General features: G+C 45.7%; 19 protein-coding genes, 1 tRNA gene and 2 pseudogenes. 11 read left to right on the top strand and 11 right to left on the bottom strand.

The genetic code is table 11. The features are described from left to right. Positions 1 to 297 precede the first annotated feature (297 nt). From XZ46_RS04260 to XZ46_RS04240, 5 genes are all read left to right on the top strand, one after another. Positions 298 to 1914: a glycosyltransferase family 2 protein gene (locus tag XZ46_RS04260; RefSeq protein ID WP_228116480.1), complete on the top strand. Its 1617-nt coding sequence runs from the start codon at positions 298 to 300 to the stop codon at positions 1912 to 1914. Positions 1915 to 1924: 10 nt separating this feature from the next. Then, positions 1925 to 3070, top strand: a complete 1146-nt coding sequence (locus XZ46_RS04255; RefSeq protein WP_008057300.1) for an ATP-grasp domain-containing protein — start codon at positions 1925 to 1927, stop codon at positions 3068 to 3070. 98 nt (positions 3071 to 3168) lie between these two features. Next, positions 3169 to 4074 (top strand): succinate--CoA ligase subunit alpha, encoded by a 906-nt coding sequence (locus tag XZ46_RS04250; protein ID WP_006669086.1) that lies wholly within the window; start codon positions 3169 to 3171, stop codon positions 4072 to 4074. Between the two features lie 63 nt (positions 4075 to 4137). Then, the gene (locus XZ46_RS04245) at positions 4138 to 5598 is read left to right on the top strand and encodes a DASH family cryptochrome (RefSeq protein ID WP_006621409.1); all 1461 of its coding nucleotides are present in this window, start codon (positions 4138 to 4140) and stop codon (positions 5596 to 5598) included. 90 nt (positions 5599 to 5688) lie between these two features. Continuing rightward, complete coding sequence (locus tag XZ46_RS04240; protein WP_228116479.1) at positions 5689 to 6654, top strand: cation diffusion facilitator family transporter; 966 nt, start codon at positions 5689 to 5691, stop codon at positions 6652 to 6654. 85 nt (positions 6655 to 6739) lie between these two features. Here XZ46_RS04240 and XZ46_RS28200 read toward each other — a convergent pair. The 4 genes and pseudogenes from XZ46_RS28200 to XZ46_RS04220 all read right to left on the bottom strand — a co-directional run. Then, positions 6740 to 6883: pseudogene (locus tag XZ46_RS28200) on the bottom strand (IS1 family transposase); the annotation flags it as partial. An 18-nt stretch (positions 6884 to 6901) separates the two neighbouring features. Beyond that, positions 6902 to 7778 (bottom strand): IS630 family transposase gene (locus XZ46_RS31620; protein WP_157883423.1). Its coding sequence is split into 2 segments (ribosomal slippage): positions 6902 to 7447 and positions 7449 to 7778, totalling 876 coding nucleotides; the frame shifts between segments, so codons are not numbered across the junction. 165 nt (positions 7779 to 7943) lie between these two features. Further along, positions 7944 to 8639: pseudogene (locus XZ46_RS04225) on the bottom strand (IS630 family transposase); the annotation flags it as partial. A gap of 309 nt (positions 8640 to 8948) precedes the next feature. Further along, positions 8949 to 9020: transfer RNA gene (locus tag XZ46_RS04220), tRNA-Gly, on the bottom strand. A 936-nt stretch (positions 9021 to 9956) separates the two neighbouring features. On the opposite strand from XZ46_RS04220, the gene XZ46_RS04210 reads away from it, so the two are divergent. After that, positions 9957 to 11027, top strand: a complete 1071-nt coding sequence (locus tag XZ46_RS04210; RefSeq protein ID WP_006667986.1) for an IS4-like element ISAtsp3 family transposase — start codon at positions 9957 to 9959, stop codon at positions 11025 to 11027. Between the two features lie 618 nt (positions 11028 to 11645). Here XZ46_RS04210 and XZ46_RS34960 read toward each other — a convergent pair. From XZ46_RS34960 to XZ46_RS04200, 3 genes are all read right to left on the bottom strand, one after another. Next, a complete protein-coding gene (locus XZ46_RS34960; protein ID WP_006669093.1) occupies positions 11646 to 11801 on the bottom strand; it encodes a hypothetical protein in 156 nt (51 codons plus the stop codon). A gap of 237 nt (positions 11802 to 12038) precedes the next feature. After that, the gene (locus XZ46_RS04205; RefSeq protein WP_008057262.1) at positions 12039 to 14108 is read right to left on the bottom strand and encodes a cation:proton antiporter; all 2070 of its coding nucleotides are present in this window, start codon (positions 14106 to 14108) and stop codon (positions 12039 to 12041) included. 111 nt (positions 14109 to 14219) lie between these two features. Continuing rightward, positions 14220 to 15983, bottom strand: coding sequence for an alpha-amylase family glycosyl hydrolase (locus XZ46_RS04200; RefSeq protein WP_008057264.1), 1764 nt, complete (start codon positions 15981 to 15983; stop codon positions 14220 to 14222). Positions 15984 to 16359: 376 nt separating this feature from the next. Here XZ46_RS04200 and XZ46_RS04195 point away from each other — a divergent pair, with 376 nt between their 5' ends. Next, positions 16360 to 17778, top strand: coding sequence for a glutaredoxin family protein (locus XZ46_RS04195; protein ID WP_006621426.1), 1419 nt, complete (start codon positions 16360 to 16362; stop codon positions 17776 to 17778). Between the two features lie 9 nt (positions 17779 to 17787). Here XZ46_RS04195 and XZ46_RS04190 read toward each other — a convergent pair whose 3' ends face one another. Continuing rightward, the gene (locus XZ46_RS04190) at positions 17788 to 18141 is read right to left on the bottom strand and encodes a hypothetical protein (protein ID WP_006621427.1); all 354 of its coding nucleotides are present in this window, start codon (positions 18139 to 18141) and stop codon (positions 17788 to 17790) included. 56 nt (positions 18142 to 18197) lie between these two features. After that, positions 18198 to 18896 carry a tRNA (guanosine(37)-N1)-methyltransferase TrmD gene (trmD, locus tag XZ46_RS04185; RefSeq protein WP_006621428.1) on the bottom strand — a complete coding sequence of 233 codons (699 nt, stop codon included), beginning with the start codon at positions 18894 to 18896 and terminating at the stop codon, positions 18198 to 18200. A 246-nt stretch (positions 18897 to 19142) separates the two neighbouring features. Between trmD and XZ46_RS35190 the strand changes: the two genes are divergently transcribed. The 4 genes from XZ46_RS35190 to cphA all read left to right on the top strand — a co-directional run bounded on the left by XZ46_RS35190 (position 19143) and on the right by cphA (position 23567). Then, positions 19143 to 19295 carry a hypothetical protein gene (locus XZ46_RS35190; protein WP_006669095.1) on the top strand — a complete coding sequence of 51 codons (153 nt, stop codon included), beginning with the start codon at positions 19143 to 19145 and terminating at the stop codon, positions 19293 to 19295. Between the two features lie 405 nt (positions 19296 to 19700). After that, positions 19701 to 19862: a hypothetical protein gene (locus XZ46_RS35185; RefSeq protein WP_008057267.1), complete on the top strand. Its 162-nt coding sequence runs from the start codon at positions 19701 to 19703 to the stop codon at positions 19860 to 19862. A 27-nt stretch (positions 19863 to 19889) separates the two neighbouring features. Next, entirely contained in the window at positions 19890 to 20747 is an 858-nt protein-coding gene (locus XZ46_RS04180) for a cyanophycinase (protein WP_006621430.1), read from the top strand. Positions 20748 to 20879: 132 nt separating this feature from the next. Continuing rightward, the gene (cphA, locus tag XZ46_RS04175; protein ID WP_006669096.1) at positions 20880 to 23567 is read left to right on the top strand and encodes a cyanophycin synthetase; all 2688 of its coding nucleotides are present in this window, start codon (positions 20880 to 20882) and stop codon (positions 23565 to 23567) included. A gap of 57 nt (positions 23568 to 23624) precedes the next feature. Here the strand turns inward: cphA and XZ46_RS04170 are convergent, their stop codons facing one another. Both XZ46_RS04170 and XZ46_RS04165 read right to left on the bottom strand, forming a co-directional pair. Further along, entirely contained in the window at positions 23625 to 24419 is a 795-nt protein-coding gene (locus tag XZ46_RS04170) for a phycobilisome rod-core linker polypeptide (protein ID WP_006621432.1), read from the bottom strand. A gap of 58 nt (positions 24420 to 24477) precedes the next feature. Beyond that, positions 24478 to 24996, bottom strand: a complete 519-nt coding sequence (locus XZ46_RS04165) for a bilin-binding protein (protein WP_006621433.1) — start codon at positions 24994 to 24996, stop codon at positions 24478 to 24480. Between the last annotated feature and the right edge of the window lie 33 nt (positions 24997 to 25029).

Genomic DNA, 25029 nt, shown 5'->3' with positions numbered 1-25029 from the left:
TTTAACCTGAACTTGCTCTATGGCTTGAGCTTATTCAAGCCCCGTCTCTTTAGAGCGGGGTACATGACAATTAAATTCCTGCTCATTGTATCACTCCATCTTAGCGGTTCTGGGAAACTCGGTATAGAGGTTAAGGGGGTAGAGGTTAAGGGGAATTGGTTATGAGCGTTGTCCCACCCCATCGGGCCAACCACCTGGTCTGGCAATTATTCCGTGGGGAGCAAATTCTTGGATCAATGGCTGCAAAAAGGTGAAATACTGCACAATGATAGAGAACAATTGAAGTCAAATTTATCAATGCCAGAGAAATCTTGGCTGAACCGTCAGCGTCAACATCAAACCAGTAGAGGTGCAACGGAGTTATTTGATATGCACCATAACCATCGTGATTCGGGAGTTACAGACTCCAATAGTCAAAATTATAGATTCCCTCCGGGGATTAGGCGTTTTCGTCTTCTTTCCCGTCGGCGGGGATGGGGGGGGTCTCAACCCCAGAAACCTGAGCAAGCTAATAAACTTAATATCCCCCCAGAATGTTATCAGAATCGGCGAGGCAAAGCAGCGATCGCCCTAAGCCTGATTTGGAGTCTGATGATTATCGGGCACTTGATTTCCTGGGGATATTGGTTAATTCTGGGATTAACGGGGTTATTAGTAATTCAAGCTATCCGCATTGTGTGGGCTGGCCACCGTGGGTTAGATATTAACCCGGAACATAGGCCAGAAGAATTGCCCTTTGTCTCCCTACTGGTGGCTGCTAAAAATGAAGAGGCTGTGATTGCCAATTTAGTCAAGAATCTCTGCAATCTCAACTATCCTAGCCATTGCTATGAACTGTGGGTGATTGATGATAATAGTAGCGATCGCACTCCCATAGTTCTCCAGGAATTAGCCAAAGAGTATCAACAACTGCACATTCTGCACCGAGACGAAAACGCCACTGGTGGCAAATCGGGCGCACTCAATCAAGCCCTACCCCTCACCCGTGGTAAAATACTAGGGGTTTTTGATGCCGATGCTACTGTGGACTCAGATCTGCTACAACAGGTGATTCCCAAATTTCAGGCGGAACAAGTGGGAGCCGTTCAACTCCAAAAGGCGATCGCCAATAGCAACTTCAACTTTTTAACCCGTTGTCAAGCCTCAGAGATGGCTTTAGATGCCTTTTTCCAGAAACAGCGAGTAGCTGTGGGCGGTATTGGGGAACTGCGGGGAAATGGGGAGTTTATTCGTCGCGCCGCCCTCGAAAGCTGTGGCGGATGGTGTGAAGAAACCATTACTGATGATCTGGATTTAACCATTCGTCTGCACTTAGACCATTGGGATATCGAATTTCTGGATACTTCCGTCGTCTTTGAAGAAGGAGTTACCAATTGGGTCGCCCTCTGGCATCAGCGGAACCGTTGGGCTGAGGGAGGATATCAAAGATATCTCGACTATGGGAAATTCATCATCGCTAACCGTATGGGAGTTGGCAAAACCTTTGATTTATTCGGGTTTTTGATTACCCAGTACATCTTACCCATGGCTGCCATTCCCGATTTATTCATGTCATTGATTCTCCGTCGCCCCCCCATTACCAGCCCCCTGACTCTATTAGCAGTTAGTCTGTCGCTGATCGGAATGTTTATCGGCTTGCGGCGTACTGTTAGCCGTGGAAATATGCCATCCCAGAAAACTAATTCACCTGATAACTTAACCACAGATGGCGATCGCCAAGCGGCTACCGAGTCATTAGGCAAATATTATCCCCCACTTTCCTACATGACGACATTGTTCCAAACCCTGCGTGGTACCGTGTATATGTTTCATTGGTTCATTGTCGTTGCCAGTGCCACGGCCCGGATCAGTGTGCGTCCCAAACGCCTGAAATGGGTGAAGACGGTTCATCAAGGAACCCTAAACCATCAATGAGGAACCACCCATGGATTTGCTAGAGTACCAAGCTAAAACCCTATTTCGTCAGATGGCAATTCCCGTATTGCCTTCCCAGAGAATTGATTTTGCTCATGACCTCAAAGGATTAACCATCCCCTATCCTGTGGTTCTCAAATCCCAAGTTCGGGCTGGGGGACGGGGAAAAGCTGGTGGTATCAAGTTTGTGGAAAATACCATTGATGCAGTGGCTGCGGCTCAATGTATTTTTAATCTGGCTATTCAAGATGAATATCCCCAAGTCCTACTGGCTGAAGCTAAATATGATGCCGATCAAGAAGTATATCTGGCGGTGATTCTTGATCCGGTGACTCGCCGCCCCCTATTATTGGGGTCTGTGCAGGGGGGAGTTAACGTTGAGGCTACCATGTTCCATATTCAAAAGGTCGTCGTAGATCAGGAATTTTCCCCTTTTTATGCTCGCCGTCTGACGGTGAAAATGGGATTACAAGAACACCATGTCCTATCTGTCAGTAACATTTTGGAGAAAATGTATCGGCTATTTGTCGAGAAAGACTTAGATTTGGTGGAAATTAACCCCCTGGGGATTAGTTCCACGGGCGAGTTAATGGCTCTTGATGGGAAGGTGGTCGCTAATAATCAGGCTTTGGAGAGACACCCGGATTTAGTTCTGTTGGTTAATGAACAATGTTCAGATACTAGCGCAATTGAGCCAACGGATTTACCCACTAATCAACCCAATTTTGTCGAACTTGATGGCAATATTGGTATCATCTGCAATGGGGCTGCTTTAACTATGACTACCCTAGATCAGATTATAGCAACTAAGGGAAAACCTGCTAATTTCTTCAACTTGGGAGGAGAAGATCATTTTGACCTGACCGAAACACTGTTGCAGAATTTCTATGAGGGACTAACATTGGTCATGGCATCCGATCGCATTAAAGTCGTGATGATTAACTGGCTGGGACACCAGACTACTACTGATCAACTGGCTGAGGCGATCGCCAACTTTTTACAGCGCCAAAATCAGAGCAATACTCTCCCGCATTTTGTCCTACGTTTGCAAGTCACTGAACCAGAGAGTCACCTAGCTAAATTTGCTGATTTACCTGTGGAAATTGTGGCAAATTTCGATGATGCGGTTAAACGAACCGTCGCTTTATCTCGGTAGGTAAGGGTTCAGAAATAATCTCCTGTAGATAGAGGCTGTTTACTGAACCCGCCCGGACATAGCTGCATGGTTTCTGATTAATTATAGCTTGAAAAAATATGAATTTAACTCCAGATAGTAAAGTCATTATTCAGGGGTTGAGGGATTCTGAACCTTCCCTAAAGGCAGCCCTCAATATGAAAGCATATAGCACTAATATCGTCGCCTGTGTCAGCGCCGGAAGAGGTGGGGATATCATCCATGAAATCCCATTTTTTGACCTAGTAGAACAGGCTCAAGCCGCCGTAGGACCTGTAGATACTAGCGTCATTTTGGTTCACCCTTATGACGTTCTTGATGCGGCATTAGAGGCTATTGATGCCGGAATTAGACAGCTTGTAATTGTTACTGAAGGAATGCCACCCCTCGATATGGTGCGTTTGGTCAGAAAGGCGGAAGCCACCGAAACTTTAGTTGTCGGTCCTAATTGTCCTGGTATTATTGTCCCCGGTAAACTATTATTGGGAACCCATCCTCCTCAATTTTATACCCCCGGTTCTATTGGCTTAATTAGTCGCAGTAGCACCCTCACTTATGAAGTCGCTCAAGCCTTGACTGATGCCAAATTGGGGCAGTCTATTAGTGTCTGTATTGGTAGTGATTTAATTGTCGGTTCCTCCTTTATTCAATGGCTCCAGATTTTAGATGAAGATGACCATACAGATGCCATTGTTTTGGTGGGAGAAGTTGGCGGCTCTAGTGAAGAAGAAGCAGCCTCTTATATTGCCGAAACTATTGATAAACCCGTGGTAGCTTATATTACCGGTCTCCATACTCCTAAAGCTCAATTGATTAGTCATGCTAGTACAATTATCACTTCCAGATTTACCCAAGACCTTCACCCAGGGACGGCTCAGAGTAAAATTTCCGTATTTGAAAAAGCTAAAATCCCCGTGGCTTCTAGTCCCTATCACCTGCCTGAGTTATTGAAAAAGTGCCTTAAAAAAAATCGCGCCTCTAAGTAAATCTCCAACGGCTTTAGGATGATGTATAATAGGAGAAAATGTCAACTTTTAACTAGCAATTAAATGGCTGCTAATCCTCAAAAAATCATCCTATGGTATCGGCATGATCTGCGGTTACATGACCATGAACCCCTAGATTTGGCTACCTCCACTCAAGCGCAAATTATCCCCCTCTACTGTTTCGACCCCAGACAGTTTGCCAAAACTTCCTTTGGTTTCCCGAAAATGGGGGGATTTCGGGGTAAATTTCTGTTAGAAAGTGTCGCGGATTTACGCCATAATTTGCAAAAAATTGGTAGTAACTTATTAGTAAGAATAGGTGAGCCAGAAACGGTTATATTTGACCTGGTTAAACAATTAAATATTGATGCGGTTTATTACCATAAAGAAGTTACCACCGAAGAATTAGCAGTAGAAAGGGCATTAGAGAAAGCCTTAACCCCCCTGGGAGTTGAGGTAAAATCTTTCTGGGGAGCCACATTATATCATCCCAAAGAATTACCCTTTCCCATTGAAAAACTACCGGAACTTTTTACCAACTTCCGTAAACAGGTCGAGAAAAAATCAATTATTTACCCGCCATATACCCCCCCTAAGCAATTACCGACATTCCCAGATATTGAACCAGGAGAAATCCCAACTTTGGCGGAACTTGGTATCACAAAATTACCCTTTGATAGCCGGGCTGTCTTGGATTTTGTCGGTGGAGAAACGGCGGGTTTAACCAGATTAAATGATTATTTTTGGCAGCGAGATTGTCTCAAAAACTATAAACAAACTCGTAATGGGATGTTAGGCTCTGATTATTCGTCGAAATTTTCTCCCTGGTTAGCTAATGGTTGTCTATCTCCTCGATGGATTTATCAACAGGTGTGCGATTATGAACAACAACGAGTTAAAAATGATTCCACTTATTGGCTGGTTTTTGAATTATTATGGCGGGATTATTTCCGGTTTATTTGTCTGAAACATGGGCGTAAGGTGTTCTATAAATCGGGTTTACAGGGTGTCAAAATTCCCTGGGGAGAAAATTGGCAACAGTTCCAGAGTTGGTGTGATGGACTGACGGGGTTTCCCCTGGTAGATGCGAATATGCGAGAGTTGGCTGCTACGGGGTTTATGTCTAATCGAGGACGGCAAAATGTGGCGAGTTTTTTAACTAAGAATTTGGGCATAAATTGGCAAATGGGGGCGGAGTGGTTTGAGTCTCTCCTGATTGATTATGATGTCTGTAGTAATTGGGGTAATTGGAATTATACGGCGGGGGTGGGTAATGATGGCAGGGGATTTCGCTATTTTAATATAGCTAAACAGTCCCAGGATTATGACCCGATGGGGGATTATGTGAAACATTGGCTACCAGAATTAGCGTCTATTCCTCATGGTAAGGTTCACTCTCCCTGGCGTTTATCTAATCAAGAACAGATCAGGTTTGGGATGCGTTTGGGGGTGGATTATCCCTATCCTATGGTGGATCTGCAAAGGTCGGTAGAAGCTAATCGCCGGATTTATGAGAAATCCTGACAAATGACCTGAAATAACTATGGGATTGGTGTGAATTAAAAAAAAGTCAAAATGGAGGGTATACAGTCGGTGAGTTGTGATTGCTGTGAAATGGTGAGGTTTTCCAAGTCGCCCCAAAAGTTGCGCCTGTTGGGGATAGCTTTAATTTCGATCCTGGGTTTTGCTGGGGTAGAGGCGGTGGTGGGATGGGTTAGTCATAGTATGGCTTTGACGGCTGACTCTGGTCACATGGCGGCGGATGGGTTGGCGATCGCTTTAGCGATTTTAGCGGCTTCTGTGGCGCGACGTTATCGGGGAATTGAGGTCTGGGCGGCTTTGTTGAATGGGGTGGGACTTTTGGTAATGGCGATCGCCATTGGTCTGGAGGCGATCCGACACCTACAAAATCCCCCGGAAACCATTTTGAGTTTACCTATGTTGGTAGTTGCGATCATTGGTTTGGGGGTCAATGGCTGTAATATCATGCTGTTGCACCGAGATGGTCAACAGGACCTGAATATGCGGGGGGTTTTGCTTCATATCTTAGCTGATACCCTCAGTTCTGTTGGCGCTATTGTGGCAGCGATCGCTATTTGGTTAACAGATTGTACTTGGGCTGATGGTGCCGTCGGTTTGGGGGTGTCGGTGTTGGTGGGTTTGGGTTCGCTACCTGTGATCCGCCACAGTTTGGCGATTTTGTTAAATATATCTCCGGTGGGGGTAGATCGGGAGTTAGTCCGAGAGGCGATCGCCAACTTTCCGGGAATTGTAGCCGTCGAAGATTTGCTGATTATAGCGATCGCACCAGGTTATTATGCCGTGGAAGCCACCCTAAAAGTAGATATAGACCTAAAACAAGGCGATCGTTTACTCACCCAAATTCAGGCTACCCTCAGCCAAAAATTCGGCATTGACGATATTCGCTGCCAACTAGATCAGGTATTATCTCCCCCAAAACTGGGTTTCTGGGAAATAGGACAGACCAGCCTCGCATCGATAATCAGCCCAGTCCAGGTAAATCAGCCCCTAGGAGTGAAAGAAATGCAGATCCCTCTCGACAAACGTTTGCACCAGTAGCGATCGATCCAAATACTTATCAGAAAAATTAGGTTTTCAACCCCGTCCTTGTAGGACGACTTTCTGTGAAAATATTAGGGTAGTGCTAAAGAGGTAATGATGCCTTGTAGTGATGGATAAAATACCAAATGCCACCAATGTGATTCTGCAAACACTTGGAAAAGGACAAGGTCTTGGGTACTAAGCGAGACACTCGTTGTCTCAAGGTATTGTTAAACCTTTCGATGTATAGCATTAGTCAAGGTGGTTAGGACGCAGCTTTGAGAACGGAATCCATGGCATCATGGAGAGAATCAAACTGCTCAATGCAGTGGCGAATACGGGCTTTCAGCCACGACCAACATTTCTCTATCTTGTTGAGGTCTGGCGAATAAGGTGGTAGATAGAGTAAACGGCATTGAGCTGCCTCCACCAGTTCAGCAATCCGCCCCCCTTTATGAAACGTTGCATTGTCCAATACTAGAGTCTGACCTGGCTTCAATGTTGGAATTAAGATGAACTCCAACCACAACTCAAACACTGTCCGATTACAACAACCCTCAAAGCTAAAGGGAGCTAAGAGTTGTTGATGACACCATGCGGCTATCATACTTACCCTGCCCTGCCTCTTCCCTGATTTGAGTGCATGGAAGCGTTTTCCTTCCTCGCAGTAACCATAAGGGTAATCCGAGTCCTGACTATTCATGGCGGCTTCATCGAGGTAGACCACTTCTTCCGGCTCCATCTGTTCAATCTGAGCCATAAACTCCTCTCGCTGTTGCTCATCACGTTCTTGGTAGCCGTAAGTTTTTTTTTCTGGTGAAGCCAATTTTCTTCAAGGCTCTGGATATGGTGCGAGGAGAGATGTCGTCATCCCAAAGTTCAGCCATTTGAGCGGAGGTTTTGTGGCCATGCTCTTGGGCAAAAGCTTTGAATTTATGCCAGTCGGTAATTTTGTGGTTATTGCCAGGTGGGTGATTAGGTTTAGGGAGGAAGTCTCCGGTCTGTGCTTTTCTTTGCAGCCAGAGATTAATGGTGTTCCGGCTGACATGGAAAACTTGACTGGCTTCTGTTTTGGGCATACCGTCTAGTTCAATTGCATCAATAACTTTTTGTCTGAGGTCGTAACTATAGGGGGCTGGCATTTTGGGTCTTCTTAGTCATCTCGTCCTCTCCATTATACGTCCTAACTTTCCTGTCTGGTGCTATATAAACAGTTGTGGGATGGTCAGGGTACGAGTCCCTTATATTTCACCAAGGGGTGAAAGTCCCACTAAGAGGTTATTTCAGGCATTGCAGCCTTATTTGACTCCTAAACGTGTCACACTTGCATTGTCCAGTACTAGAGTTTGACCTGGCTTCAATGTTGGAATTAAGATGAACTCCAACCACAACTCAAACACTGTCCGATTACAACAACCCTCAAAGGTAAAGGGGGCTAAGAGTTGTTGATGACACCACGCCGCCATATAGCTCACCCTGCCCTGCCTCTTCCCTGATTTGAGGGCATGGAAGCGTTGTCCTTCCTGGCAGTAAGCATAAGGATAATCCGAGTCTTGACTATTGATGCCAGCTTCATCGAGGTAAACCACTTCTTCCGGCTCCATCTGTTCAATCTGAGCCATAAACTCCTCTCGCTGTTGCTCATCACGTTCTTGGTAGCCGTAAGTTTTTTTTCTGGTGAAGCCAATTTTCTTCAAGGCTCTGGATATGGTGCGAGGAGAGATGTCGTCATCCCAAAGTTCAGCCATCTGAGCTGCGGTTTTGTCGCCATGCTCTTGGGCAAAAGCCTTGAATTTTTGCCAGTCGGTAATTTTGTGGTTATTGCCAGGTGGGTGATTAGGTTTAGGGAGGAAGTCTCCGGTCTGTGCTTTTCTTTGCAGCCAGAGATTAATGGTGTTCCGGCTGACATGGAAAACTTGACTGGCTTCTGTTTTGGGCATACCGTCTAGTTCAATTGCATCAATAACTTTTTGTCTGAGGTCGTAACTATAGGGGGCTGGCATTTTGGGTCTTCTTAGTCATCTCGTCCTCTCGATTATACGTCCTAACTTTCCTGTCTGGTGCTATACATCAGGAGCCGTGTGCTGGGAAACTCGCAAGCACGGTTTTGAATTGGAGTTGGGGAAGGCGACTTCCCTTTCGACCATAACTGCTTATTGATTAACCCGTCAATAATTAAGATTTGTTGCTAAGGGATATGCACTAATTGTCCCGTATGCTAAGACTGAATTGAGTGCATTTTGTGTGTAACGGTGCGACTATCGGGTTAAGTGTTTCACTATGATCGCAGTAAGAATAAGGCTTAAAAAATAAGCGGACGATGGGACTCGAACCCACTATGTTTAGCTTGGGAAGCTAACATTCTACCACTGAATTACGTCCGCAATGGTTAGCTATTAATCTCTAGGTAGGGGTCGAAAGGGAAGTCACCTTCCCCAACTCCCATTTCAAACCGTGCTTGCGAGTTTCCCAGCACACGGCTCCTGATGTGGATACCCTATTTGTCAAAGGAACAGAGTTACTACCCCCGGCTTTCGTACTTCCATGTTCGGAGCCTTATGCAGCAAGTGGTTGAGCCTTGCTTTTGCGCCAATGTACTCCTACTCATCGCAGTATCTATATCCACACCGTGACCTGTGGGCATATCCCAACCATTACAGTTAGGCATTGGCTTCTGGTCACATCCTTCACCCTCTAAGAGGTAGGGGTCGAGAGTGAAGTCACCTTCACCCCCTCCCATTCAAAACCTTGCTTGATAGTTTCCCATCACACGGCTCCTGATGTGGATACCCTTTTGTCATCGGAACAGGGTTACTACCCCCTGCTTTCGTACTTCAATGTTCAGAGCTTTATGCAGCACGTAGTCTTTCAACTCGTTCTCGCCACTATACTCCTAATAATTGCAGTATCTATATCCACACCGTGACCTGTGGGCATATCCCCACCATGACAATTGGGCTTTAGCTTCTGGTCACATCCTTCACCCTCTAACCATGCGCTTACATTTTTCACTACTTCCTTGTGAATAGCATTACTCACTTGTTTATAGGCAGAGCATTAGAGGGGTTACAACGTTCCGTTTATATGGGCATTCCATCGTTAGATTTGTCCTCAGAACCGGGGTACTTTTAAAGGTCTGTGTAGGTAGTCGCAAGCTCAGTACAGGACAAAAAAGCTGAAAGTCTTAGCCAAAAGGGAATCTAGCCGAAAATTCTGAAGGGGGCGCTCCGGGCTGAGGTGAAAGTCGAGGGGTGGGGGGGTAGCGCCAAGTTGGGGTGAGAGGGTTACATCGGAATTACCACAAACCAAACTTCCCTCTCATGAACGAGCTTAACCGATTACGAGACACTTTGCGCCCTCACTTGCCCTGGCACGGGGCGAGATTAAACTTTGTCTGCCTGTTCCTGATGGCGCTATTCCAAACAAAGACGGTTAATCTGATGGAAATAGCGACTGTATTCGCAAATCCTGTGCAAATTTCCTCAAATTACCAGCGATTACAACGTTTTTTTCGGCAATTCAAATTTGACCGGGCAGAGATTGCCCGTTTCGTCGTTAGCCTCATTGACATTCCCCAACCTTGGACTCTTAGTCTCGACCGCACCTGTTGGTCTTTCGGTCAAACCCATTTCAACATCTTGATGTTGGCAGTCGTCCACGAGGGGATTGCCTTTCCCCTGCTGTGGACGATGCTTGACAAAAAGGGCAATAGCAACAGTGGCGAACGCATGGACTTATTCGACCGCTTCGAGGCACTATTTCCTGACGTGGAGGTGGCTTGTCTGACCGCTGACCGGGAATTTGTGGGGCGAGATTGGCTCTCGTATCTTCTCATCGACCCCGAGGTTCCTTTCCGCCTACGCATCCGCCACAGCGAGCTGATTAGTCCTAAGTTAGGAGGAACTCGGCGTAGCGGCGAACGAATATTTGATTCTCTGCGACCCGGAGAATTTCGCCAGCTTTCGGGTCGCCGTTGGGTTTGGGGACGGCAGGTTTACGTCATTGGCTCTCGTCTGGCTGATTCGGGGGAGTTGTTGATTCTCATCACTAACGCTTGCCCCGAAACGGCCCTCCCCGACTATGCTCGGCGTTGGGGTATTGAAAACCTCTTCGGAGCCTTGAAGACTCGGGGCTTCTGTCTCGAATCGACTCACTTTAAGGACCCTGAGCGCTTGAGCCGTTTATTGGCTTTGCTTAGCCTGGCTTTTACTTGGGCTATGAAGGTGGGTTTGTGGATTCACCAAGGTTCACCCATTCCTTTGAAGGCTCACGGACGACGCTCCCAGAGTCTTTTCCGCACTGGCTTCGATTTTCTACGCCGCACTTTCTCTAATCTGCCTTTGTTTTCAGGGCGGTTTCACCAGGCTCTACAACTTTTGTCCTGTACTTAGAGTCGCAAGGACCCCCAACTTTTCCCCTTGCCCTTTTGGGCGCAGCGTGTCCACCTATTTCGCTGCTAGTGTATTACGATGGTTCAAGCCGGACATTCAGTTTCCTTAATCATGGATGGTTGGCAGTGGTCTCGATTCCGGTATTAGGTTACACCTCGGAGCCTTCCGTTCCCCGCTTTAGTCCTAGGGTTGTGAGTCCTAAAACTAGGGGTGGCTATCGCCGTTACCCTCTGCTCTGTGATTTCTCAGTTCGCTTAGGACCTTGGGTTCCCTGCCTTGCTTAGTTCGCTAAGCGTCGGGACATATAAACAGTTATGAGGATTATCAGGAGAGGTTTCCTTATATCCAAACTCGGGGCTGGAATCCTCACCGGCTAGTGATTTATGGCATTTCAGCCCTATTTAATACCCGAACGTCTCACACCTGGCGTTTACACTTATCACTACTGCCTTGTTGTGGGCTGAGTCTTAGAGGGGTTACAACGTTCCATTTATACGGGCATTCTATCGTTAGATTTGTCCTTTCCACCGGGGTACTTTTAAAGGTCTGTGTAGGTAGTACAGACAAACTCCTACTTTTCCCCTTGTTCTTTTGAACGCAGCGTATCAACCTATTTTGCTACTTAGTGATTACGATGGTTAAAGCCGGACATTCGGTTTCCCTAATCATAGATAGTTGGCAGTGGTCGCTTCTGGTAGTAGGTTCTACTTCACGCCTTCCGTTCCCCGCTTCAACTGGGGTGTGAATCCCAAAATTGGGGGTGGCTATCGCCATTACTCTCTACTCCCTGATTTCTCAGTTTGTTTATGACCTTGAGTTCCCTGCCTTGCTTAGATTTCTCCAAGCGTCGGGACATATAAAAAGTTATAGGGATGGTCAGGAGTGCGCTCCTTATATCCAACCTAGGGGTTGAAGTCCCTACCAAGTAGTTATTTTAGGCATCTCAACCTTATTTCATACCTGAACGTCTCGCACACCTGAGAGTCATTGTAGCAGGTTCCTCGCCAAAAATCAAGAGTGTGGTTCACCAAATAGGATAAAGGAACAGGTCAAACTCTTAATCATTTCCGTGGTGACATCACTTACAGCCAGACCCCCAGCGGTGCGACGACGCATCGATCGCAATACCACCAAATCAAAGGACTGAGAGGCTTTCAGAAGCGCATCAGATACATTGTCATGGACTAAGACCTGAATATCAGATTTGACCTGGGGTCCTGATGCTAGAATTGTGGATAATTCCGACTCCAACTCATTCACCTGTTCCCTAGAAGTGCGGCGATCGCAAACTTGCAATAACATTACCTCAGCTTGGTTACTATCAGCAAACAGTTGAGCAAACCGAATAGTTCTAATCGCCTGGGGGGTGATATTTTTAACCGGAACCAAAATCCGATGAATGTCAATAGGTGCTTCCAATAGCTTTAAGACCGCTACCGGACAATGGGAAGACCAAAATACATTATCAATCAAGTTCCCCAAAAGTCTGGCTCGTAAGCTAGTGTTATAATTCCAACCAATCACAATTAAACTCGCGTCAAATTCCCTAGCGGTGCGGCTAATTCCTTCAGCAATATCATCATCAATGCGGAGTCTTGTTTCAGTTTTGACACCAAACTCCTGAGCCACTTGTGCGGCTTTTTCCAAAAGGCGATCGCTCTGACGCAAGGTAACATCTAACTGAGGTTCATCCATTTGTAGATGAGCTTGGGTAATTGTGATCGGGACCACTAAACCCGACTCATGACGCGCCAATAAACCCGCCATTTCCACTAAATACCGCACCGACATAGGGTTAGATACAGCCACAATAACTGTAAATTTATTCCCGGGATTTTCTAAGCCTATTTCTGATTTTTTTTGAGGTATCCAAGCCTCATTGGGTGCTTGTAAATTAGGTTTAGGGATAGATAATCGACTCCCAAAACGAGCGGTTAATATTGGTCCCAAAACTGAAGTGACCAACATTAGCACAATCACCGTATTAAAGACTTGCTCAGATATCAACCCTACCCGCACAGAGGCTAAGGCAGCGGCGAGGGTAGCAGCCACCTGGGGAACGGATAAAGCCCACATAGTCATCGTTTCGTTCCAGTTATAACGAAACAGTAATTTCATCCCAGTAGCAGCCATTAACTTACTACCTAGTAAGCCTAAAACAATAGCTAAAGTTAAGCCAATACCAGTTGTTAAACTTTGAATAAAAGCCGGAACATCAATGAGTAATCCCATCCCCACAAAGAAAAAGGGAATAAATAGGGTACTACCTACAAACTCCACTTTTTCCTCTACCGGACTATGACCGATCACATCATTAACCGCCAAACCTGCTAAAAATGCACCGACAATTTGATCAACATTGATAATTTGTGAGCCTACAGAGACCAAAAAAACTGCCAGCATGACAAACAGAAACTGATTACTTTCTTCATTCCCTGTACGCCTAAAATATTCTTTTCCAGCCCAATCTAAACCAAACAGAACTATAGCAGTATAAATCCCTAAAGCTGCTAATTGTACAATTATGGAAGTCGCCGAAAAATCTCCCCCATGAATGGAAATACAAATAGCCAGAACCAATAAAGCGGCAATATCAGTAAAAATTGTGGCTCCAATAGTGACGACTACCGCTTCATTGGCAACCACTCCTAATCGTGCTACAATAGGATAACCTAATAAGGTATGAGAAGCTAGTAAAGACCCCATCAAAATTGATGTGTTTAGACTATAGCCAACTGATAAACCAATTACAGTTCCTACTGTTAATGGAAAAGCAAAGGTCATCAAACCAAAAGATAGGGATCTATTTCGTTTGCGTCTAAACTCTTCTAGGTCAATTTCTAAACCCGCGACAAACATCAGGTAAATTTTGCCGATATCCGAAAGCAATTTCATGATTTCGGAGTCAGGAGACAAAACTTGCATTCCGTTGGGTCCTAATACTACTCCCGCAAATAATAAACCTACCAAACCGGGGAGTCGAAGACGCTCGAAAATGGGAGGAATGGTTAAACTGACTAGGATCAGAATTGTAAATGGGACTATGGGACTCTCTGGAATCAGGTTTAGAAATTGTTCCATATCAACTGTTAAGTAAGTTAGGCGGGTTTTAGGCGGGTTTTGTTAGGTTATCACAGATTGCACCATTAACTCTCAAAATTGTGAGCGATCGCCAACTATCATCAACCTCTGCTAGAATTTGTTAGTAATCCACACCGCTTGATAGGGTTGTAATATGTATTTAGAGTAAATGTCGGTAATCATCTCCCCACTGATTAAATCTAACCAAGGATCGATACAGATCAGGTTGACATCTCTTAAATTCAGTTGTTGGGGTTTATCGGTCAAATTAAAGATACAGAAAATGCTTTGGTCTCTGGTCATACTTTGTCGCCAAAACCCAAATAGCGATCGCTTCAATTGTAGGGTGTATTGAGTAGCGTTAGGATGAAAAGCACCCTGTTGGCGACGGATTTTAATGCGCCGACAGATTTCGCGGAATACAAGCGATCGAGGAGAATGGGGGTCCTCTAAATCCTTTTGTAAATCCTCAATCTGCCACTTATAGCGATTGATTGACCGATTCATTCCCGTCTGTTGTAACCTTTCATAATCATTGGGAGTAGCCAATAAACTATGAATATAAAATGCGGGAATCCCTTCTAAAGACATCATCAGAGTTTGGGAACAAATAAATCGCTGAATTTGCCAGGTATCCTCTCCCTTAACTGTGCCTTTCATCGCATCAAATAAGGAAATATTAATTTCATAGGGACTCTCACTACCATCTGGCTTTTTCCTCATGCTAATTTTACCGCCAAATTTCTCCATAGTCGTCAACAGGCTTTGATATTCCTCATCGGAAAGTAAACCCTCGGCGGGACGTAAACCAATGCCATCATGGGAAGCCGTAAAATTAAAATAAGCACAGCCTAGGGGTGCCGGTGGCATACTCATCATCCAGGTTCTGAGATGGTCTGATTTACCCTGAAGCATCGCATTTAACAACAGTGGCGGCAAGCTGAAGTTATAAATCATGTGCGCCTCATTTCGATTGCCAAAATAGCTCAGATTTTCCCGGTTTGGTACGTTAGTTTCCGTAATCACAGCTACTTCTGGATCTATCATATTTACCAGTTCCCGCAGTAGTTTAATAATCGCATGGGTTGGGGGTAAATGAATGCAAGATGTGCCGATTTCTTTCCACAGAAAACCCACGGCATCTAGGCGAATATATCTGGCTTTGGCGCTGACTATATAAAATCTGATGATTTTTAAAAACTCAATTAAGACATCAGGATTGGCAAAATTAACATCAATCTGATCTTCGCTAAAAGTCGCCCAAACGTGCTTTTCTCCATCAACAGTCTCTACTTTGACTAATACTGGACTGTTGCGGGGTCTGACAACTTCTGATAGGTTTTTGCCCGGTTCAACCACTATAAAATAATCACAGCCTGGTTTTTTCCCGGCTTGGAATTGTTGGAACCAATCGTGCTTACTGGAAACATGATTAAGCACTACATCTACCATTAAGTTAAATTGACGAGCAATGGTTTTGATATCTTCCCAGTCTCCGAGTTGAGGATTAACGCTTAAATAGTCACTGACCGCAAATCCATCATCGGACGTATAGGGAAAAAAGGGTAAAATATGCACACCGGTGATGGTATCTTTCAGGTTTTCTCCTAAGAATTTTGCCAAAACTTCTAGGGGTTTTCGGTCAGTATGACGGCTGTAAATACTATCCCCATAGGTGATTAATGTCACGTTGTTTTCTGTCCATTTGTTGGGGTTTTCATAGCCAGTGGGAATATATAAATTTTCGCCAATTACGGCAAATAGACGGTCTAAAATACTCGGAATTGTGGCGGGTTCGTAAGCGATTTCTAGCAAGGGCTGGAGGCGCATACAAAAATATTGATAATCACTATAAGTCGATCGCGTGGGTTTCATATTGTTTCCTCTGTGGATTCGATTGTTGAGAGCAATTAGCCAGTATACAGTAGATGATTAAATATCAACTTAATTCTCCTGGGGCTGAGGATATTGAGAATTGCGCCTAGGTTAAGAAAGGTTAAAATTTAGCATTTTAACAGTAAATTAAGTTATAGTAAATGCAGAGAACAGTCAGTGCAAATTTGCGTCAAGTTCTTAGTAGATGCTTTGGCCTGATCATGCTACCGTTTGTAGTAGGCTAACTATCCCCAGCTTTTAAGCATAACCGATTTTTCCATAATCGTCTAGGGGGATCAGCAATTTTGGTTGAAGCGTCCGCCACTTGAGGAGCGATCGCCATTTGAAGCATTGATCAATTAACAGGCTAAGTCTTATGTTGAGGAAAAACTGGTTGCGTCCAACTCTCATCTTCTGTTTCTCCCTATTACTGGGAATACTAACCGTAACAGCCGGAGCGATATCCGCCAATGATGGGACTTCCGTAGATGTGTTATTTTTTACCAGCGAAAACTGTCCCTATTGTCGTCAACAAAAAGCCTTTTTACTCCCCGTAGTCGAAGCGAATGACAATATCAGCCTAACCATGGTTGATGTTGACAACCAGCCGGAAAAATTCCAAGAATTTCTTGATGAGAATAACATCAGTAGTCGCGCGGTTCCCCGAACTATAATTGGTGATAAATCCTTTATCGGTTTTTCTCCAGACCCAGGAGAGTTGGAATTTATCCCATCCTATCAGGCTTATATAGGCTATCAGAACCAAATTATTAATGCTATTCAAGCCGAGTTAGGAACTGCTGTGATCATTCCCGGTCAAACGGTTAATGTACAGCCGACACCCACTACAACGCCTCCACCACAAGGTATACCTGTCTGGGTTTTATCATTTTTACCCCTAGCTTATGTAGTCACCTACCCAATTTTCAGCATTAAAGATAAACCAGTCGAAACGAAGAGATTATGGTTGGGGGGGCTAACCGGTGTAATTATGGTTAGTCTATTTTTGGCGATCGCATTTACCCCAGATGCAGTAATTAGAGGATTTGCTGCGGCTTTACCCTTTCCCCTATTTGTATTTATCATCGCCTTAGCAGACGGCTTTAACCCCTGTGCTTTTACAGTGTTAATTATCCTATTATCCCTGCTGACCTATACTAAAAGTAGGCGAGATATGGCGATAGTAGGTTCCACCTTTGTGGTGACATCAGGAGTCATGTATTTTGTGTTTATCATGGCTATGGTATTAGTGGGCTCAATTTTCATCGATAGATATGGTCAAATAGTGATGATTATATTGGGTGCTGTGATCACCATTGCTGGTTTAATTAACATTAAAGACTTCTTTTGGTTCAAAAAATCTGTGTCTCTGTCTTTATCCCAAGAACAGCAAATTGAGATTACCAAAAAAGCCCGAAACATCGTCAACCAATTACAATCAGCTAAAAGCGATCGCCGAAAATTTGCCGCCGCCTTATTGGCTACAGTTTTATTAGCAATTTTCGTCAACCTAGTAGAGTTAGGATGTACAGCCATTTTACCCACTGTATATATGGCAACCCTAGTCAACTATTGTCAGACTAATGTTTTACTGTGTTATAGTCTCTGGACGGCTTTTTATGCTGTAGTCTATATTCTGCCGCTATTGGGGATTCTCATCAGTTTTATTTACTCTTTTTCATCCTATCGTCTAACCGAAGAAAAAGGGCGATTACTGAAACTATTTGCGGGAGCCTTTATGGTATTCTTTGGATTAGTGATGATTGCTAAACCCGAATTACTGGTCTTAGGATAGAGCCACCCGTCAATATACCACCGTACAGAACAAAAACTTAACGCGATCGCCCAGTTTTTGTTTTAACTCATCTAGGGAGGCTGCATCACTCACCAAATTCCCGCCTTTGAGGGCTACCCATCTACCTCGGTAGCCCTGGCGGTTTTGGACAACCCAGTTAAAATTCAAAGACATCTCAGGGTTAGGTGGTAAGCGGTGAAACTCCAAGGTTTTCGGTCCAAAAAGCTGCATATATCGTTTAATTTTGTCCGAGTTAGGATAAGACTTAAACGCTTCGCAGGCTAAATCTGCGGCTTGATGGAAATTATCCTGACTCAAAGCGCGATCGATGGCGGTAATATATTGCTCAGGTGAGTGATTCATGGGATTTCACAGATAGTTGCGATCGCCTTTAAGAGAGGGTTAGGGGTTTTGTCAGTTCAATTTTCCGGCTTAGGAAGTTCCAGACCCGATAACAGGTCAGGACGGCGCTGTTGTGTGCGTTGAAGTTGTTGTTCTCGTCGCCATTGTTGAATATCAGCATGATTACCAGAGAGCAAAACATCAGGGACACGCATTCCCCGAAACTCAGCCGGGCGGGTATAGTGGGGATAGTCTAGTAGTCCATCCTCAAAACTCTCCGCCTTGAGGGATTCAACCTTACCCACAGTACCCGGTCGCAGGCGCACCACACCATTAATCAAAGCCAGGGCTGGAATTTCGCCCCCAGTTAGGACGAAATCACCCAAAGACACCTCGCGAGTCACCAGGTGCATGACCCGCTCATCGATGCCTTCGTAGTGTCCACAAATCAAAACCAGTTGGTCATAACCAGTAGCCAAATCGCGAAATAGTCCCTGGTGCATAGTTTCCCCCTGGGGGGTCAACATAATCACCTCTCGTCGGGGAAGAGAGGGAAGGGACTCAACTGCCGCAAAAATCGGCTCAGGTTTCAAGACCATTCCCACCCCGCCGCCGTATGGTTCATCATCGACTCTTCGGTGCTTGTCCAGGGCAAAATCCCTAGGATTAGTGCAGTAGACCGCCGCGATCTGGCGAGCTATTGCTTTAGCTAGAAGTCCTGACTGTAGGGGGCTAGAGAAAAATTCAGGGAACAGAGTAATAATGTCAAATCGCACGGAACCTCAAACCAAGCCAGTAACTGTATGATTAACCCTCCAGCCACCGTACCTGCTAGGGTAGGTGCTTGTTTCCCAGAATTGCTCCTGAGAGATACCTCGACAGGCAGCAAAACCAGTAGATCTGACGACTGACTGATGCCAACCGTTCCCAGAGTTAGCAGGCTGGGGCAATGCCTGACTTTTACTCTCAATCGGTCGCTTGCTGGGAGCTGATAGAAGCATTGTAGCAAATTGGTACCGACTATGGCTGAAAAAGATGGGCGCGTCATACTTTTAGCCACAGCCATTAGACAACTTGAGCCTTACTGGCAACCAACCAAAAAGATAAAAACAGATGTGATCCGTGAACAAGAACAGACTCCTTGTTATAAAATCGGGCAGCGGGGCTTGGTGTAACACCCTCGATCCCGAAAATCTGGGAAAGTCCGGTGGGTCTGGTGGGTCTAAAGAATTGTTTAAATCCGTATCAAAATATACTAAAATGCTAATATTTGCGCTAATTTGGTAATTTTTCCTGGCAGCATCTGTGTGCATTTCCGGCAAAAGGAGATTAAGCGAGGGTCTGCCAAGCAAATAGAATCTGGTGTGATCACCTTCAAGTCCAAATTTATCCGGGTTCCCTGACAGGATTTAAGTTAAATTGGCTATTAAGCAAATGTTAAGTTCGAGCATCTCTAACTCAAGAGATTTGGGAATCCGGGCAGGTGATGGGGTGAATCGAGAAAGAACCATAACCCATTGGGAAACTAGCCAGATTCTTGGTCAAATTGGGTAAATATCCTCTGGTTAGGGCGATGGTTAGTGTCACTCACCTACAACCGAGGAGGGCAACTTCACAAGACACAAAGTTTTGCTGTCCCCTTTTATGCCAAATTTATGTCAGAAGGCAGTGAAGTCAAACCAGACCCGGAAAAGGGTGGTGGTGCAGAATCTGGAGTCCGCCAAAGAAGCCCGCTAAGTTGAATTCATGCCTATCATGAGGAGAACAATATGCAGCAGTTGACATCTCAAGCCCTTGAACAAATGATTAATCCAAAAACTCAAACCTCAATTTTAGTCATTGGAGGAGCCGAAGATAAGATTCATGGACGTGAGATTCTGCAAACCTTTTTCAGTCGTGCTGGGGGGGAAAATGCCCAACTGGCAATTATTCCCTCAGCCTCCAGAGAACCGAGTATTCAAGGAGAACGCTACCAAAAAATTTTTGAGAATATGGGAGCGAAGACCCTGAAAGTATTTGATATTCGGGAACGTCATCACTGTGAAGATCCACAATGGCACGATTATTTAGAGGATTGTACAGGGGTGTTTATGACGGGAGGAGATCAGTTAAGGCTGTACAGTTTGTTGGCAGATACGCCGCTAATGGAGAAAATTCGGGTAGCAGCTAGGGCGGGTAAAATAGCCCTGGCGGGAACCAGTGCCGGGGCGGCGGTGATGAGCCATCACATGATCGCTGGGGGGGGTAGTGGGGAATCTCCTAATCGATCGCTAGTGGATATGGCTACCGGGCTGGATATTCTACCGGATTTGATCGTAGACCAACATTTTCATAATCGCAACCGCTTCTCTCGTCTAATTAGTGCGATCGCCGCCCATCCCGATAAAATGGGGATTGGCATTGATGAAGACACCTGCGCCATGTTTGAAGGAGAAGGGCGAGTGCGGGTAATTGGTAAGGGAACCGTGACCATAATAGATGCTAAAGATCTATCCTATACCAATGTAGCCCAGGCGGGGGCTACGGACCCACTGAGCTTATTTAACCTGCGGGTCAATATTCTCTGCCACGGTGACAGTTATAATATGCGAACCCACACCGCCTTCCCAGCAGCAGCCAGCTTATAGTTCGGATTGCTGTATCATATTCAGGTCGCAAAACTGTTCGCATTGAACAGTTTTGAGGTCTTTGAAGTTTGACATTGAATAACACAGAGACTTGTCACCAAAATAATTCCTGGATCACCCACCGAGACAGATATGAAAATTCTTAGAATCCAAACTCTCAGAGGTCCTAACTACTGGAGTATCAGACGACACAAGCTGATCGTAATGCGTCTTGACCTAGAAGAATTATCAGAACGCTACTCCTCAGATATTCCCGGATTTTATCAAGGTTTAACCTCCGTTTTGCCTAGTTTAGTAGAGCATTGTTGTTCTCCGGGAGTGCGGGGTGGCTTTCTCAGTCGGGTGGAACGGGGAACATTAATGGGTCATATTATTGAGCACGTGGCGCTGGAACTGCAACAACTAGCCGGAATGCCTGTGGGGTTTGGTCGGACGCGGGAAACCTCCACGGCGGGAGTGTTTCAGGTGGTCTATGAATACGAAAATGAACAGGCGGGCCGATATGCAGGGCGGGCGGCGGTGCGTCTGTGTCAGAGTATTGCCGAAACTGGCAGTTATCCGGCTGAAGAACTCACTCAAGACCTCGAAGATCTCAAGGAATTAAAAGCCCAAGGGTCCCTCGGTCCGAGTACGGAAGCGATCATCAAAGAAGCGGAATTTCGCCATATCCCCTGGATGCAACTAAACGCCCGCTTTATGATCCAGTTTGGTTATGGTGTCAATCAAAAGCGTATCCAAGCTACCCTCACCAGTAGCACTGGTATTTTGGGGGTGGAACTGGCCTGCGATAAGGAAGGCACTAAACAAGTGCTGCGGGATGCGGGGATTCCTGTACCACGGGGGACGGTAATTCGTTACTTTGAAGACCTCAGTGATGCGATCGAGGATGTGGGGGGCTATCCCATTGCTATTAAACCCCTAGATGGCAACCATGGCAGAGGTATTACCCTAGATGTGACTCGTTGGGAAACGGCTCAGACAGCCTATGATGCAGCCAGTGAAGCCTCAAAAACCCGTAGTGTGATTATTGAGCGATTCTACAAAGGTCGAGATCATCGGGTTTTAGTCGTCAATGGTCGGGTGGTAGCAGTTTCGGAAAGAGTCCCCGCCCATGTGGTTGGTAATGGTAAATCCACCATTGAGGAATTAATCGAGGAAACTAACAAAGACCCTCGCCGGGGAGATGGACATGATAACGTCCTCACCAGAATTGTGGTTGATCAAACTGTGCTTTCTATGATTGAGGAAGCCGGATATACTATCGATTCAGTCCTACCAAAGGGGGAAGTTTGCTTTTTGCGGGCTACGGCTAACCTCAGTACGGGGGGCAGTGCTATCGATCGCACTGATGAAGTCCACCCAGAAAATATCTGGCTATTTGCTCGGGTTGCCAAAATTATTGGCCTAGATGTGGCCGGAATTGATGTAGTTACCCCAGATATTTCTAAACCCCTGCGGGAGGTGGATGGGGTGGTTGTGGAAGTCAACGCCGCCCCAGGATTTAGAATGCACGTCGCCCCCAGTGAAGGCCTACCGCGTAATGTGGCCGGGGCGGTGATGGATATGCTATTCCCTGGGTCTTCCCCTAGTCGGATTCCCATTCTTTCCGTCACGGGGACTAATGGCAAAACTACCACCACTCGTCTGTTAGCCCACATTATGAAGCAGACGGGTAAAGTAGTTGGTTATACCACCACCGATGGCACTTATATCGGCGATTATATGGCTGAACCGGGGGATAATACGGGACCCCAAAGCGCTCACCTGATCCTCTGTGACCCCACCGTAGAAGTCGCCGTCCTGGAATCGGCGCGGGGGGGAATTTTGCGATCGGGTCTGGGTTTTGATACCTGTGATATCGGTGTCGTCCTCAATGTCGCTGCTGATCACCTGGGTTTAGGAGATATCGATACCATTGAACAAATGGCTAAGGTCAAAAGTGTGGTGGCTGAGGCAGTTAGCGATCGCGGTTATGCTATCCTTAATGCTGATGATCCCCTAGTGGCTGCCATGTCGGAACGGGTGAAGGCTCAAGTGGCTTATTTCTCCATGAATCCCGATAATGAGATTATTCTGCGCCATACGGAAGCCGGAGGATTGGCCGCCGTCTATGAAAATGGCTATCTGTCAATTCTCAAGGGTGATTGGACGCTGCGAATTGAACAGGCGGTAAATGTTCCCCTCACTATGGGCGGTATGGCTCCGTTTATGATTGCTAATGCTTTGGCTGCTTGCGCCGCCGCTTTTGCTCAAGGGGTGAAAATTGAGCATATTCGCACCGCCTTGGCTACTTTCATTGCGTCGGCTGACCAGACTCCTGGACGCATGAATCTCTTTAATATGGGCAGTTATCATGCTTTGATCGATTATGCCCATAATCCCGCTAGTTATGAAGCCTTGTCTGGGTTTGTCAATAACTGGCCGGGGCCTCGGATTGGGGTGGTAGGAGGTCCAGGCGATCGCCGTGATGAAGATTTTGTGACTCTGGGTAAATTGTCCGCTAAGATGTTTGACCGGATTATTGTTAAGGAAGATGATGATACCCGAGGACGACCTCGCGGAGATGCAGCCGTTCTGATTACTCAGGGTATTGAAGAAGTCCTTTCACCGGTTCCCGATCCTCGGGTTAAGCATGAGACGATCCTTAATGAGACAGATGCCATTAATCTCGCCCTAGACCAGGCTCCCAAGGAGGCTCTGGTGGTGATTTTACCTGAGAGTGTTAATCGGGCGATCGCTTTAATTAAAGCGCGTAATCCCATCCTCGATACCAACCCAGAAGGCGCTAATTTGAGCGTCGCTAATGCCGAAATCAGTTAACAGGGAGCTCCGGGGTATCCACCGGCGGTGCGTCAGGTGACGCACCCTACTACCCTACTATTCACCGAGTAAAACGGCATCTTCTGGAGTCATAAACTCTAACACCTGTTGTCGAATCGCATTTTCCATACGTTTGCGAGATATTCGCTGTTCGGGAATGCGGTTGTCAAACAGAATTTTAGAAATTGTCTGAATACACTCCATAATTTTTTCCGCCTCCGTTTCGTTCATCATTCCCAGCGCCGTTGGAGATGGTTGCGGGTCTTCCTGTGGCGGCGTTGGTTCAGTTTTCGCTACCTCACTCTCACTATCAGAGTTAATATGTAGCTTTTGTTGATAGTGATTCGGAATACCCCAGCCGCGCTGTCCGGGGTGTTCATGTCCGAGGCGCTCATTTTCTAAGTATTCAGTCGCCGACTGATACAAAGCCTGTTCACGCCAGTAGGGAACAGTAAAATAGCCGAAGCATTTACGATATTCCTCTGAGTCCACCATATCCGAAACCAGTGCGCCTACACCATGTCGCAGCAGAATATTATCCCAATGGTGGATTTCCTCATCTCCGTGGGGTGTGCGCCCTAAAAAATGCTTACAGGCATTTTCGATAAACTTCAGGTTAGAACTATTTTCGTAGAAATGTTCTAAATAAACAGGTCGCACTACTAAACTTTTCAGGAAGTGGCGGATTCCTAGTTTACCTTTTTTGAAGTCTCTTTCTAAATCCCATAATTGCTTGCGTTCCGATTCGTAGGGCTGACGTTCTAAGACTTGCTGATAGATTTTACTGAGAACAAATGTGCGCTCTTCAACGGACGCATTATGGGTAGTCGTGATGGTTTCATGTAAGGGCATAGTTTCCGCTCCTATTATGCTTTAATCGCATCCAAAAATCACATCCAAAAAATACTAACTAACCTTTAGCACTCGCCGCGCCCCGTTGTACTGTTGCCATCAACTTAGGTGGAATGTCTAAGACTTCCATAATGATATCCATGTAAGGTTTCAGTAGTTGATTGCAAGTGCTGGGAAGTTTCTCCTGCATGGTTTCTTCCAAGCAGTGATAGGCTTTTAGACAGGCGACGTTTTTCTGATAGGCAGACAGAATATTAGCTAACCACAGCATCAAAGATTCCCGAAAATAGCGGGGGTCATCCCGTAACATAGCCACCGACATTAAGCAAATCGCCATGTTCATATCGTAAATACAGCGCTTGGAGTGTTGCTGCATTACTTCCGGGTGAATTAGCATAAACTTTTTCAAGGCAATCTTGATAAGTTCCGGTGATTTCGCCCGCAGAATTTCATAGGTTTTTGTCCGCGCCGGCAGGGTTTGAATATATTGATGAAAAGGTTTTAGTTCTGCGTCGCTTAGATAACGCCCATCTGCCTGGATCATTAACTCTTCCCATGCCAAATTAATTGTCGGCATTTTTGTTATCCTCTCACTCTGAATCGGCTATTG

This window comes from Limnospira indica PCC 8005 (assembly GCF_000973065.1).
In the GTDB taxonomy this organism is placed as follows: domain Bacteria; phylum Cyanobacteriota; class Cyanobacteriia; order Cyanobacteriales; family Microcoleaceae; genus Limnospira; species Limnospira fusiformis.
This window is presented reverse-complemented; position numbering and strand designations above follow the sequence as displayed.

What these genes read in the sequence shown, in the direction of transcription:
- XZ46_RS04260 (WP_228116480.1), top strand. Translation starts at nt 298, where the DNA reads ATGCCAGAGAAATCTTGGCTGAACCGTCAGCGTCAACATCAAACCAGT.
- XZ46_RS04255 (WP_008057300.1), top strand. Translation starts at nt 1,925, where the DNA reads ATGGATTTGCTAGAGTACCAAGCTAAAACCCTATTTCGTCAGATGGCA.
- XZ46_RS04250 (WP_006669086.1), top strand. Translation starts at nt 3,169, where the DNA reads ATGAATTTAACTCCAGATAGTAAAGTCATTATTCAGGGGTTGAGGGAT.
- XZ46_RS04245 (WP_006621409.1), top strand. Translation starts at nt 4,138, where the DNA reads ATGGCTGCTAATCCTCAAAAAATCATCCTATGGTATCGGCATGATCTG.
- XZ46_RS04240 (WP_228116479.1), top strand. Translation starts at nt 5,689, where the DNA reads ATGGTGAGGTTTTCCAAGTCGCCCCAAAAGTTGCGCCTGTTGGGGATA.
- XZ46_RS04210 (WP_006667986.1), top strand. Translation starts at nt 9,957, where the DNA reads ATGAACGAGCTTAACCGATTACGAGACACTTTGCGCCCTCACTTGCCC.
- XZ46_RS34960 (WP_006669093.1), bottom strand. Translation starts at nt 11,801, where the DNA reads ATGGCGATAGCCACCCCCAATTTTGGGATTCACACCCCAGTTGAAGCG.
- XZ46_RS04205 (WP_008057262.1), bottom strand. Translation starts at nt 14,108, where the DNA reads ATGGAACAATTTCTAAACCTGATTCCAGAGAGTCCCATAGTCCCATTT.
- XZ46_RS04200 (WP_008057264.1), bottom strand. Translation starts at nt 15,983, where the DNA reads ATGAAACCCACGCGATCGACTTATAGTGATTATCAATATTTTTGTATG.
- XZ46_RS04195 (WP_006621426.1), top strand. Translation starts at nt 16,360, where the DNA reads ATGTTGAGGAAAAACTGGTTGCGTCCAACTCTCATCTTCTGTTTCTCC.
- XZ46_RS04190 (WP_006621427.1), bottom strand. Translation starts at nt 18,141, where the DNA reads ATGAATCACTCACCTGAGCAATATATTACCGCCATCGATCGCGCTTTG.
- XZ46_RS35190 (WP_006669095.1), top strand. Translation starts at nt 19,143, where the DNA reads ATGGCTGAAAAAGATGGGCGCGTCATACTTTTAGCCACAGCCATTAGA.
- XZ46_RS04180 (WP_006621430.1), top strand. Translation starts at nt 19,890, where the DNA reads ATGCAGCAGTTGACATCTCAAGCCCTTGAACAAATGATTAATCCAAAA.
- cphA (WP_006669096.1), top strand. Translation starts at nt 20,880, where the DNA reads ATGAAAATTCTTAGAATCCAAACTCTCAGAGGTCCTAACTACTGGAGT.
- XZ46_RS04170 (WP_006621432.1), bottom strand. Translation starts at nt 24,419, where the DNA reads ATGCCCTTACATGAAACCATCACGACTACCCATAATGCGTCCGTTGAA.
- XZ46_RS04165 (WP_006621433.1), bottom strand. Translation starts at nt 24,996, where the DNA reads ATGCCGACAATTAATTTGGCATGGGAAGAGTTAATGATCCAGGCAGAT.